Origin of the sequence: Lentzea sp. NPDC060358, from assembly GCF_042725365.1 — a bacterium.
Lineage (GTDB): Bacteria > Actinomycetota > Actinomycetes > Mycobacteriales > Pseudonocardiaceae > Lentzea.
The window spans coordinates 1-10,974 of record NZ_JBHXCW010000245.1 but is presented as its reverse complement, the minus strand read 5'-3'; the positions used below and the strand labels follow the sequence as shown (position 1 = coordinate 10,974).

Sequence of the window (10,974 nt, the reverse complement as noted above, 5' to 3'; positions counted from 1 at the left end):
GGGCAGCACGGTCGGCTCGTTCTCCGCCTACATCGGCGCCAAGTCGCCGGAGGACCTGCTGGCCCGAGCCCAGCTCCTGGAGGCGGTGTCGGCGTCCAGCCTGAACCGCCTCGACCAGGTCACCAGGGACCAGGGCACCGCCGCCAACCTCGACTCGTCCGCCCGCGCCGCGCTGAAGAAGGCCGAGGAGAAGCAGGCCGCCGCCGACGAGGCGAAGAAGGTGGCCGAGCAGGCCCAGCAGGTCGCCGTGGAGGCGCACGCAGCCCAGTCCGCCGCGACCGCCGAGCTGCAGTCCGACAAGGACGCCGTGGAACGCGAGCTCGCGTCCGCGCGCGGCCAGGTCAACGGCCTGGAAGCCCAGCGTCAGCAGTACGACCAGTGGGTATCGGCGAAGAAGGCCGAAGAAGAGGAGAACGCCCGTCGCGCCGCTGCCGCCGCGGCAGCACAGGCCGCTCCTCAGGCGCCGGCGCAACGTCGTCCCGTAGCGGCCGCACCGGCGCCGTCGGGCAGCCTCGTGCAGACGGTCATCAACCGCGCGTTGGCGCAACGGGGCGTCATCTACGCGTGGGGCGGCGGCAACCACTACGGCCCGACGTACGGCGTGCGCGACGGCGGCGTCGCCGACTCGTACGGCGACTACGCCAAGATCGGTTTCGACTGCTCGGGCCTGATGATGTACGCGTTCGCGGGCGCCGGCGTCTACCTGCCGCACTACAGCGGCTACCAGTACACCTCCGGGCGGCGCGTGCCGCTGTCGCAGATGGCACCCGGCGACATGATCTTCTGGGGACCGGGCGGCGGCACGCACGTGGCGCTGTACCTGGGTGGCGGGATGATGGTGGAGGCGCCGCATTCCGGTGCCGTCGTGCGGATCTCGCCGGTGCGGTACGGCGGCATCATGCCGTTCGTGACCCGCATGCTCTGACGACCGCGGGGACGTCGCGGGCTAGTTTGGTGCCGTGAAGATCGTGGTGTTCGGCGCGTCCGGGATGGTCGGCCAGGGCGCGGTGCGGGAGTGCCTGCTCGACCCCGGCGTGACGTCGGTCGTGACGGTCGGGCGCTCGCCGCTGCGGACCGCCGACCCCAAGCTCCGGCACGTCGTGCACACCGACTTCGGTGACCTGTCGGCGATCGCGGACGACCTGGCCGGTGCCGACGCGTGCTTCTACTGCATGGGCGTGACGTCGGCGGGTCTGTCCGAGGCCGAGTACACGCCCGTGACGCACGACTATGCGCTCGAGGCCGCGCGTGTTGTCGGCGGCACGTACGTGTACGTGTCGGGCGAAGGTGCCGACGCCGGCAGCAAGACGATGTGGGCGCGGGTGAAGGGCCGCACGGAGAACGAGCTGCTGGCGCTCGACCGGCCGGTGTTCGTCGTGCGGCCCGGGTTCATCCAGCCGCGGCACGGGATCCGGTCGCGCACCCGCATCTACCGCTACGTCTACACGTGGTCGGCCTGGCTCTTCCCCGTGCTCGCGAAGGTGGCGCCGAAGTTCGTCACGAGCACCGACCAGCTCGGGCGGGCGATGGTCGCGCTGGCCGGGGGCGCGCACGCGGACCGCGTGCTGCGCAGCGACGAGATCAACCGGCTGGCGCGATGACACCGCCCGCGGGCACCGGGTGACGCGCGCCCGGCGTCCGCCTGCTCACGCGGACTCGAACGCGTCCGCGGTCTTGACGACCCCGGCGGTGCGGCCCGGCGCGGTGTGGTTCTCCCAGTAGAGGTTGGTGTGCGCGACGACCTTGTCCGGGGTGGGCGCGCCCCACTCCGACATGTCCTCGGTCGTGTGGGCGTCGCTCACGAGCAGGGCGTCGTAGCCGCGGACGATCGCGCCGTGCAGCGTCGAGCGGATGCACTCGTCGGTCTGCGCGCCGGACACCACGAGGCTGCCGACCCCCTTGCCCGCCAGCACCTCCTCGAGGTCGGTGCCCTCGAACGAGTCGGCGTAGGTCTTGTGCACCACGGGTTCGCCGTCGGCGACCTCCAGCTCCGGCACGAACTGCCAGTCGTCGGACTGCTTCGGCATGTGCTCGGCGTTGCTGTGCTGCACCCAGACGACGTCGACGCCGGCCGCGCGGGCCTTGCCGACGAGGGTGGCGACGTTGGCGACGACCTCGTCGCGGTTGTGGGAGTGGTTCACCACGCCGTTCTGCACGTCGATCACGAGGAGCGCGGTGTTGGGGCGGTTCGCCAGTGTGGTCACGCGCCGAGCTTAGGCCCGGATCAGCGCGAACGCAGGCGGCGCAACATCCGGGCGTCCTCGAACCCGACCTCGCGCGCCGCGGTCTCGACGGTGGCACCCCGGCCGATCAGGTGCTCGGCTCGTTCGACCCGCAGCGCCTGCTGGTACCTCAACGGCGTCATGCCCGTCGCACGGCCGAACAGCCGCGTCACGGTCCGTTCGCTGCACCCGGCGAGATTCGCCAGTTCCGCCAACGAAAGCCGGTCAGCCAGACGGGACTCGATGACGTCCTGAACGCGGTGCACGGTCTCGTTCACGTGCGACCGGTGCCGCAGCAGCACGCTCGCCTGCTGGTCGTCGCCGTTCCTGCGCGCGTAGACGACCATCGTGCGTGCGACTGCTGCCGCCACAACGGGTCCGTCGCGCACAGCGACGAGGTGCAACGCCAGGTCGATGCCGCTCGCAATGCCCGCGGACGTCACGACCCTGTCGTCCTCGACGAACAGAACATCACGCACGACCCGTGCGGCCGGGTAGCGCCGTGCGAGCTCGTCCTGCAGCTCGTGGTGCGTGGTGCACCTGTGCCCGTCGAGCAAACCGGCGCGTCCCAACGCATCGGCGCCGGCGCACACACTCGCCACCGTGCCCCCGTTGGCGTGGTGCGCGCGCAACCAGTCCAGCGCGCGCTCGCTCAGGTGCCCGGTCCCGGCGATCTTCGGCGACCGCCAGCCCGGCACGAACACCAGGTCGTCCACCTCGAGAGACGGCAGCTCACGCGACGCACCCAGCGGCACGCCCTGATGGCTGGGCACGGTCTCCATGTCGCCCACGTACGACAGGGCGTAGCCGTCCACGAGGTCGGCAGCACCGGAGAACACCTGCGCCGGCCCCGCGAGGTCGAGCAGGTGCACTCCCGGTACGAGGAGGAAGACGACTCCGGTCACGATCCGGTCAGCGTAGCGACGTCCGAGATCCGCGCGAACCGGCCGGCCAGCACGTACTCCGTCCGCTCGATGATCTCCCCGACCCCGAGGACCCTCCCGGTCCGCCGGTGCGGCAGCGGCGTGGTGGCGGTCGCGTCGGTCACGAACGTCATGTCGAACCCGAGGTCCGACCCGACCCGCGTCGTCGTCTCGCAGCACTGCTCGGTCCGGATGCCGCTGATCAGCAGCTCCCGCACGCCGTGCCGGGTGAGCGTCTGCTGCAGGTTGGTGGTGGTGAACGCGTTGTGCGACGTCTTGGTCAGCAGCGGCTCGTCGTCGAGCGGCTCGAGCCCGTCCATCAGCCGGACGTGGCCCAGCGCGGGGTCGAACACGTCGCCGGAGCCGGGTTCGGAGTGCAGGACCCAGACGACGAGGTCGCCGGCGGCGCGGCTGAGGTCGACCAGCCGGCCGACCTGCCCGGCGACGTCCGGGTTCGACACCTCGGCCCAGTCGGGGCGCCTGCGGAACGACTCCTGCACGTCGATGACGACGAGTGCTCGCTTCATGCCTCCCAGCCTCGCCGGGTGCGAGGGGCCGGGACAGGCACCACCAGGACGGGGACCGGACGGATCCGGTCACACCACCGGGATCAGAGCGGGCGGCGCCCGGCGAAGCCCACGTCGGCCCGGTGGTACCAGCCCAGCTCCGTGTCGCCCTCCAGCCAGCACAGCAGCACCGGCACGCCGTCCCGTTCACTGGGGAAGTCGACCAGCAGCGGCGCGAAGCCCTTCAGCTCCGCCCCCGTCCGCTGCACCGACTCCATCAGGTCGTCCAGCCTGGCCTGCGCCGCCTTGAACTCCGGCAGGCCGCCCAGCGTGGACCCTCCCGCGGCCAGTTCGGCGGCATCGGCGCGCAGGCGCACGATCTCGTGCAGCGTCGGCAGCAGGCGTGCCAGTTCGGTCCGGGCTTCGGCGAGCGTGAACAGTCCCACGGCCTCCAGACTGGCACAGTGACGTGGCGACTGGGCGATCTCACCGTGAACCGGATCGGTTTGGGCGCCATGCGCCTGCCGCAGGAGGGAACGGCGTTCGACCCCCGTGCGCGGCCGCGGAGCAGGGCCCAGGCGGTCGAGGTGCTGCGCCGGGCCGTGGAGCTCGGGGTGAACCACGTCGACACGGCCGCCTTCTACTTCTCGGCGACGCGGTCGGCCAACGAGCTGATCAACAGCGCGCTCGCGCCGTACCCCGAGGACCTGGTGATCGTGACCAAGGTCGGGCCGGGCCGGTCGCCGCGGGGGGACTGGCTGCCGCCGGCGCGGCCCGACGAGCTGCGGGGGCAGGTGGAGGAGAACCTGCGCCAGCTCGGCCGCGACCACCTCGACGTGGTCACCCTGCGGATCAGCGGGCTCGACGACGTGACGAACCACTTCGAGGAGCTCGCGCGGCTCCGGCAGGCGGGGCTCGTCCGGCACCTCGGGCTGTCCAACGTCAAGCCGCACCACCTCGACCAGGCGCTGAGGGTCGCGCCGGTGGTGTGCGTGCAGAACTCCTACGGACTCGGGCACCACCCCGAGCAGGACGACTTCCTCGGCGTGTGCGGCGAGCGCGGTGTCGCGTTCGTGCCGTTCTTCGCGCTCGCCGGGGCCAACCAGGAGGCGGGGACGCCCGCAGAGGACGACGAGGTGACCGCCATCGCGCGGGGCCGCGGCGTCTCGGCGGCGCAGGTCCGGCTGGCGTGGACGCTCGCCAGGGGACCGCACGTGCTCGTCGTCCCCGGCACCGGCGACCCGGAGCACCTGCGCCGCAACGTGGAGGCGGGCGAGCTCGTCCTCACCCCGGAGGAGCTCACCCGCCTCGACGCCCTGCACCTCAGCGGGAGCTGATCCGCCGGAAGAGCCACGCCGCCCAGCCGAACGCCACCACCAGCAGGCCGCCCGACCAGGCCAGCGCCAGCCAGCCCGACGTGACCGGCGCCGACACGAGCAGCGCGCGCACGGTCTCGATCACCGGCGTGATCGGCTGGTGCTCGCTGACCACCCGCAGCACCGCGGGCATCGTCTCGACGGGCACGAATGCGCTGCTCAAGTACGGCAGGAACAGCATGAAGAAGCCGAGCAGGCTCGCGGACTCGACGGTCCGGGCGAGCACGCCGAAGCCGGCCGCGAGCCACGACAGCGCCAGCACGTAGAGCAGCAGCAGGCCCATCGCGAGCACCCAGCCCACGGGCGATGCCGACGGCCGGAACCCCATCAGCAGGGCGACCAGCACCACGGCGGACGTGGCCACGGCGTTGCGCGCGACGGACGCCGTGACGTGTCCGGTGAGGACGGCGAAGCTGCTGATCGGCATCGAGCGGAACCGGTCGACGACGCCCTTCTTCATGTCGTCGGCCACCGACATCGCGGTGGACGTCGCGCCGTAACCGGTGCACAGCACGAGGATGCCGGGCACCACGTAATCCACATAGGACTCGATGTGCCGCATCGCGCCGCCGAAGACGTAGACGAACAGCGCCATCATCAGCACCGGCAGCACGACCGCCATGATCACCAGGTCGAGGTTGCGGCGGCTCAGCCGGATGCTGCGGCCGACCAGCGTGAGCGCGGCGGTCACGCGGCCACCTCCGCCGGGAGCACGAGCGAGGTGAAGACGTCGTCCAGCGTCGGGCGGTGCGCCGACACCGACACCGGGCGCACCCGCGCCGCCAGCAGGTCGTCCAGCACGCGGTGCAGGTGCAGGGCGCTGCCGTCGGACGGCACGCTCAGCGCCGGTCCGTCGGCGACCCCGCCGACCACGGCCCTGGCGCGCCGGGCGTCCTCGCCGGACTCGAGGACCAGGTCCAGGCGGGTGCCGCCGACCGAGTCCTTCAACGCGTCCGCGGTGCCGTCCGCGACCACGCCGCCGTGGTGCAGCACCACGATCCGGTCCGCGAGGCGGTCGGCCTCCTCCAGGTACTGGGTGGTGAGGAAGATCGTCACGCCGTCGCGCACCAGGTCGCCGATCGCGTCCCACATCGTCGTGCGGCTCACCGGGTCGAGGCCGGTCGTCGGCTCGTCCAGGAACAGCAGCCGCGGCTTCGCCACCAGGCTCATCGCGAGGTCCAGCCGCCGCCGCATGCCGCCCGAGTACGTGCGCACCCGGCGGTCCGCCGCGTCCACCAGGCCGAACCGCTCCAGCAGTTGCACCGCCCGCGCCCGCGCCGCAGGCCTGCGGAAACGGCGCAGCCGCGCGATCATGACCAGGTTCTCGCGCCCGGTCTGCTCCTCGTCCACGGCCGCGTACTGCCCGGTCAGGCTGATCACCCCGCGCACGGCGCCGCCCTCCCGCGCCACGTCGAACCCGCACACCCGCGCCGACCCGCCGTCGGGCCTGGTCAGCGTGCTCAGGACGCGGATCGTGGTGGTCTTGCCCGCGCCGTTCGGACCGAGCAGCGCGAGCACGGACCCCTCCGCCACCGCCAGGTCCAGCCCGGCGAGCACCGTGTTCGCGCCGTACCTCTTCGTCAGGCCCGCTGTCTCGACGATCATTACAACCCCCTTTATGCGTATTTCATACGCAAAACCTGAATTAGCGTATGGCATACGCATCTGTTTGACTAGAGGGCATGAAGAGGGGGCGCAAGCCGGCCATCGACGCCGCCGACGTCACGCGGGCCGCCATCGCGGTCGCGGACGCCGAAGGCCTCTCCGCCGTGTCGATGGCACGGGTCGCGCAGGAGCTCGGTAATGCCACGATGGCCCTCTACCGGCACGTGAAGAGCAAGGACGAGCTCCTCGCGCTGATGTGGGACGCGGCGCTGGAACAACCGCCGCCGCTGCCGGACGGGGACTGGCGCGCCAAGCTCGGGTTCTGGGCGAAGGCGGTGCTGGCGGCGGTCCGCCGGCGCCCGTGGTTCCTGCAGATCCCGATCAGCGGCCCGCCGCTCGGCCCGGCGAACCTGCTGTGGCTCGACAGCGCGCTGACCGCGCTGGAGGGCGTGCCGCTGGAGCCGGGGGAGAAGGTCGGCGTCGTGATGGGCCTGTCGACGTTCGTGCAGGGCGAGGCGCGGCTGATCGGCACGCTGTCCACGGGCTTCGAGAACGACCCCGCGCAGTTCAACCACCAGTACGGGCAGCGGTTGCGCGAGGTGGTCGACCCCCGCGCGATGCCCGCCCTGGCCGGGATCGTCGAGGCCGGCGTGTTCGACCTGGACGACGTGGCCGCGGCCGAGGACCTGGGCGCCGACTTCGACTTCGGCCTGCACCTGTTCCTCGAGGGTGTCGCCGCGCACATCGGAGGGCGCGCGTGACGTACGGGGCGATCATCCTCACCGGCGGCCGGGGCGAACGGCTCGGCGGCGTCGACAAGGCCGCACTGTCCTTTCGGGAGGCGACACTGCTCGACCACGTGCTGTCGGTTGTGGACGATGCGGCCACCAAGGTCGTTGTGGGGCCGCGCAAAGACGTTCCCGGCGTGCTCTGGGCGCGCGAGGACCCGCCCGGCGGCGGTCCGCTCGCCGGCCTCGCCGCGGGCCTGGCGGAGATCACCGAGGAGTGGGTCGCGGTGCTCGCCGTCGACCAGCCCGGCCTCACGAGGGACACGATCGCGCGCCTGCGCGCCGCGGGGGCCAACGCGGTGCTCGCCGACGATCGCCCGCAGTGGCTGATCGGCGTGTGGAGGGTGGCTGACCTGCGCGAAGCCCTCCCCGAAGATCCACGCGACCAGCCGTTGCGCAAGACTCTGCGCACGCTCGCCCCCGTCGAGGTGCCCGCCTCGCCCGGTGAGGCGCGCGACGTCGACACGCCCTCCGACCTGGACACCCTTCACAGCGGTTGAACAGGCGGGGGGTAAGACTGTTCCACTATCGGTAAAACCCTGTTCCGCATGGAGGCCCGCACGTGACCGAGCCCGCCGCCGAGGCAACGCCGAACGCATCGGCGCCCGTCACCCCGGCTCGTGACGCCCAGCTGCTCGAACGCACCGTGTTCGAGGTGAAGCGGGTGATCGTCGGCCAGGACCGGCTCGTCGAGCGGATGCTCGTGGGTCTGCTGGCCAAGGGCCATCTGCTGCTCGAAGGTGTGCCGGGTGTCGCGAAGACGCTCGCCGTGGAGACGTTCGCCCGCGTGGTCGGCGGCTCGTTCTCGCGCGTGCAGTTCACGCCCGACCTGGTGCCCGCCGACATCCTCGGCACCCGCATCTACCGCCAGTCCAGCGAGGCGTTCGACGTCGAGCTCGGCCCCGTCGTCGCGAACTTCGTGCTCGCCGACGAGATCAACCGCGCGCCCGCCAAGGTGCAGTCCGCGATGCTCGAGGTCATGGCCGAGCGGCACGTGTCCATCGGCGGCCGCACGTTCCCGATGCCGAACCCGTTCCTGGTGCTCGCGACCCAGAACCCGATCGAGAACGAGGGCGTGTACCCGCTGCCCGAGGCGCAGCGCGACCGGTTCCTGTTCAAGATCCAGGTCGAGTACCCCACGGCCGAGGAAGAGCGCGAGATCGTCTACCGCATGGGCGTCGAGGCGCCCACGCCGAACCAGGTCCTCTCGCCCGAGGAGCTCGTGCGCCTGCAGGGCGTGGCGTCGCGCGTCTTCGTCCACCACGCGCTCGTCGACTACGTGGTGCGCCTCGTCATCGCGACGCGCGCGCCCGGCGAGCACGGTCTCACCGACGTCGCCGGCTGGGTCGCCTACGGCGCCTCGCCGCGTGCGTCGCTCGGCATCATCGCCGCCGCCCGCGGTCTCGCGCTCGTGCGCGGCCGTGACTACGTGCTGCCGCAGGACGTCGTGGACGTCGTCCCGGACGTGCTGCGCCACCGCCTCGTGCTCTCCTACGACGCGCTGGCCGACGGCGTGCCGATCGACCACATCATCACGCGCGTGCTGCAGATCGTGCCGCTGCCGCAGGTCTCGGCCCGTCCGCAGCAGCCGGTTCCGGCTGGTAGGCCGTGAGCGCCGAGGACAAAGCCGACGAGCGCCCGTCCTGGGCGCCACCCGTGCTGCGGGGCGTCCGCATGGAAGCCGCGCTGCGCATGCTGGAGCTCGACGTCCGGCGCCGCCTCGACGGGCTGCTGCAGGGCAACCACCTCGGCCTCGTGCCGGGGCCGGGCACCGAACCGGGTGAGGCCCGCACCTACCAGCCCGGCGACGACGTGCGCCGGATGGACTGGGCGGTCACGGCGCGCACGACGATCCCGCACATCCGCGAGACGGTCGCCGACCGCGAGCTGGAGACGTGGCTCGCGATCGACCTGTCGCCCTCGCTCGACTTCGGCACGGCCGCGTGCGAGAAGCGCGACCTGGCCATCGCCGCGTCCGCCGCGGTCGCGCACCTGACGCGCGGCGGCGGCAACCGGATCGGCGCCGCGGTCTCGACGGGCGCGGAGAACGTCCGCGTCCCGGCCCGCGGCGGCCTGGCGCACGCGCGGGGCATGATCCGCAAGATCGCCGAGATCGACCGGGCGCCCGAGGGCACCCGCGGCGACCTGGCGGCGTTGCTGGAGCAGCTGCGCAGGCCCCCGCGCCGGCGCGGCCTGATCGTGGTGATCTCCGACTTCCTCGGCGGCGTCGAGTGGCAGCGGCCGCTGCGGGCGCTGTCCGCGCGGCACGACATCGTCGCCATCGAGATCGTCGACCCGCGTGACGTCGACCTGCCCGAGGTCGGCACCGTCGTGCTGTCCGACCCGGAGAGCGGCCGGCAGCGCGAGGTGACCGCGTCCGCGTTGCTGCGCAAGGAGTTCAACGCCGCGGCCGCGGAGCACCGGGCCGAGGTGGCCGCGGGGCTGCGCCGCGCGGGCGCCGGGCACCTGGTGCTGCGGACCGACTCCGACTGGATCGCGGACACGGTGCGTTTCGTGGTGGCGCGCAAGCGCCGCTGGTCCGGGGGTGTCGCATGAGCTTCTCCAACTTCGTCGCCCCGTGGTGGTTCCTGCTGCTGGTCGCCGTGGCGCTGCTGGGCGCCGGGTACGTCGTCGCGCAGCGGATGCGGCGCAAGCGGGTGCTGCGGTTCACGAACCTCGAACTGCTCGAGAGGGTCGCGCCCAAGCGGGAGCGCTGGTCGCGGCACGTCCCGGCGGCGTTCCTGCTGGCGGCGCTCGCCCTGCTCACGGTGGCGCTCGCGGGACCGACCTCCGAGCAACGGGTGCCGCGCAACCGCGCGACCGTCATGCTCGTGGTCGACGTGTCGCTGTCGATGAAGGCGACGGACGTGAAGCCGTCGCGCCTGGAGGCCGCGCAGGTGGCCGCCAAGTCGTTCGCCGAGGGTCTCACGCCGGGCATCAACCTGGGCCTGATCTCGTTCGCCGGCTCCGCCACGGTGCTGGTCGCGCCGACGACGGACCGGGCCGCGGTCAGCCAGTCGATCGACGGGCTCAAGCTCGCCCAGTCGACCGCGACCGGGGACGCGCTGGTGGCCGCGATGGCGTCGATCGACTCGTTCGGCAAGGTCGTCGGCGGCGCCGAGGGCCCGCCGCCCGCCCGCATCGTGCTGATGACGGACGGCAAGGAGACCGTGGGCACGCGCAAGGCGTTCGACGCGGCCGAGGACGCGAAGAAGGCCGCGATCCCGATCTCCACGATCTCGTTCGGCACCGAGGACGGCGTGGTCGACATCGAGGGCCGGCAGCAGTCCGTGCCCGTCGACGACGACTCGATGAAGGAGATCGCGAAGATCTCCGGCGGCGAGTTCTTCAAGGCCGCCTCGGCCGAGGAGCTGCGGCGGGTCTACGACACGCTCGGCGAGCAGATCGGCTACGAGAAGAAGCAGGCGGACGCGTCGAAGCCGTGGCTGCTGCTGGGCACGATCACGACGATGATCGCGGCCGCCGCCGCGCTGCTGCTCGGTCAGCGCCTGCCGTAGACCAGCTCGACCACACCCCTTCCGAAGGCCCTGGTG

Annotated in this window: 14 protein-coding genes; 8 read left to right on the top strand and 6 right to left on the bottom strand. The window is 72.2% G+C overall.

Annotated features, from left to right (window positions below; genetic code table 11):
• Together ACFWGZ_RS34245 and ACFWGZ_RS34240 are read left to right on the top strand one after the other, a co-directional pair.
• Positions 1 to 925: NlpC/P60 family protein (locus ACFWGZ_RS34245; RefSeq protein WP_382455732.1), on the top strand; the 925-nt coding region annotated here is incomplete at its 5' end.
• A gap of 34 nt (positions 926 to 959) precedes the next feature.
• Positions 960 to 1,601 carry an epimerase gene (locus ACFWGZ_RS34240; RefSeq protein ID WP_382455731.1) on the top strand — a complete coding sequence of 214 codons (642 nt, stop codon included), beginning with the start codon at positions 960 to 962 and terminating at the stop codon, positions 1,599 to 1,601.
• 45 nt (positions 1,602 to 1,646) lie between these two features.
• Here the strand turns inward: ACFWGZ_RS34240 and ACFWGZ_RS34235 are convergent, their stop codons facing one another.
• The 4 genes from ACFWGZ_RS34235 to ACFWGZ_RS34220 form a co-directional block, all read right to left on the bottom strand.
• On the bottom strand, positions 1,647 to 2,204 hold the full coding sequence (locus tag ACFWGZ_RS34235; RefSeq protein WP_382455730.1) for an isochorismatase family protein: 558 nt from the start codon (positions 2,202 to 2,204) through the stop codon (positions 1,647 to 1,649).
• Positions 2,205 to 2,224: 20 nt separating this feature from the next.
• Positions 2,225 to 3,127: a GlxA family transcriptional regulator gene (locus ACFWGZ_RS34230; protein ID WP_382455729.1), complete on the bottom strand. Its 903-nt coding sequence runs from the start codon at positions 3,125 to 3,127 to the stop codon at positions 2,225 to 2,227.
• Entirely contained in the window at positions 3,124 to 3,672 is a 549-nt protein-coding gene (locus ACFWGZ_RS34225) for a cysteine hydrolase family protein (protein ID WP_382455728.1), read from the bottom strand. Before ACFWGZ_RS34225 ends, ACFWGZ_RS34230 begins: the two co-directional genes overlap by 4 nt.
• 83 nt (positions 3,673 to 3,755) lie before the next feature.
• A complete protein-coding gene (locus ACFWGZ_RS34220; RefSeq protein WP_382455727.1) occupies positions 3,756 to 4,097 on the bottom strand; it encodes a DUF2203 domain-containing protein in 342 nt (113 codons plus the stop codon).
• An 18-nt stretch (positions 4,098 to 4,115) separates the two neighbouring features.
• Here ACFWGZ_RS34220 and ACFWGZ_RS34215 point away from each other — a divergent pair, with 18 nt between their 5' ends.
• On the top strand, positions 4,116 to 4,988 hold the full coding sequence (locus tag ACFWGZ_RS34215) for an aldo/keto reductase (RefSeq protein WP_382455726.1): 873 nt from the start codon (positions 4,116 to 4,118) through the stop codon (positions 4,986 to 4,988).
• On the opposite strand, the gene ACFWGZ_RS34210 is transcribed toward ACFWGZ_RS34215, so the two are convergent.
• A complete protein-coding gene (locus ACFWGZ_RS34210; protein WP_382455725.1) occupies positions 4,975 to 5,718 on the bottom strand; it encodes an ABC transporter permease in 744 nt (247 codons plus the stop codon). The two genes, ACFWGZ_RS34215 and ACFWGZ_RS34210, sit on opposite strands and share 14 nt — an antisense overlap.
• The gene (locus ACFWGZ_RS34205; protein ID WP_382455724.1) at positions 5,715 to 6,632 is read right to left on the bottom strand and encodes an ATP-binding cassette domain-containing protein; all 918 of its coding nucleotides are present in this window, start codon (positions 6,630 to 6,632) and stop codon (positions 5,715 to 5,717) included. The genes ACFWGZ_RS34210 and ACFWGZ_RS34205 overlap by 4 nt, the downstream gene beginning before the upstream one ends.
• 77 nt (positions 6,633 to 6,709) lie before the next feature.
• Here ACFWGZ_RS34205 and ACFWGZ_RS34200 point away from each other — a divergent pair, with 77 nt between their 5' ends.
• The 5 genes from ACFWGZ_RS34200 (at position 6,710) to ACFWGZ_RS34180 (ending at position 10,938) form a co-directional block, all read left to right on the top strand.
• Positions 6,710 to 7,393 (top strand): TetR/AcrR family transcriptional regulator, encoded by a 684-nt coding sequence (locus ACFWGZ_RS34200; protein ID WP_382455723.1) that lies wholly within the window; start codon positions 6,710 to 6,712, stop codon positions 7,391 to 7,393.
• Positions 7,390 to 7,920: a molybdenum cofactor guanylyltransferase gene (locus tag ACFWGZ_RS34195; protein WP_382455722.1), complete on the top strand. Its 531-nt coding sequence runs from the start codon at positions 7,390 to 7,392 to the stop codon at positions 7,918 to 7,920. Before ACFWGZ_RS34200 ends, ACFWGZ_RS34195 begins: the two co-directional genes overlap by 4 nt.
• Before the next feature lie 62 nt (positions 7,921 to 7,982).
• The gene (locus ACFWGZ_RS34190) at positions 7,983 to 9,032 is read left to right on the top strand and encodes an AAA family ATPase (RefSeq protein ID WP_382442086.1); all 1,050 of its coding nucleotides are present in this window, start codon (positions 7,983 to 7,985) and stop codon (positions 9,030 to 9,032) included.
• A 62-nt stretch (positions 9,033 to 9,094) separates the two neighbouring features.
• Positions 9,095 to 9,976 carry a DUF58 domain-containing protein gene (locus ACFWGZ_RS34185; protein WP_382455733.1) on the top strand — a complete coding sequence of 294 codons (882 nt, stop codon included), beginning with the start codon at positions 9,095 to 9,097 and terminating at the stop codon, positions 9,974 to 9,976.
• The gene (locus ACFWGZ_RS34180) at positions 9,973 to 10,938 is read left to right on the top strand and encodes a VWA domain-containing protein (protein WP_382455721.1); all 966 of its coding nucleotides are present in this window, start codon (positions 9,973 to 9,975) and stop codon (positions 10,936 to 10,938) included. The genes ACFWGZ_RS34185 and ACFWGZ_RS34180 overlap by 4 nt, the downstream gene beginning before the upstream one ends.
• Positions 10,939 to 10,974 lie beyond the last annotated feature (36 nt).

Coding starts and splice junctions, on each gene's coding strand:
- ACFWGZ_RS34225 (WP_382455728.1), bottom strand. CDS start 3,672: ATGAAGCGAGCACTCGTCGTCATCGACGTGCAGGAGTCGTTCCGCAGG.
- ACFWGZ_RS34205 (WP_382455724.1), bottom strand. CDS start 6,632: ATGATCGTCGAGACAGCGGGCCTGACGAAGAGGTACGGCGCGAACACG.
- ACFWGZ_RS34200 (WP_382455723.1), top strand. CDS start 6,710: ATGAAGAGGGGGCGCAAGCCGGCCATCGACGCCGCCGACGTCACGCGG.
- ACFWGZ_RS34185 (WP_382455733.1), top strand. CDS start 9,095: ATGGAAGCCGCGCTGCGCATGCTGGAGCTCGACGTCCGGCGCCGCCTC.
- ACFWGZ_RS34180 (WP_382455721.1), top strand. CDS start 9,973: ATGAGCTTCTCCAACTTCGTCGCCCCGTGGTGGTTCCTGCTGCTGGTC.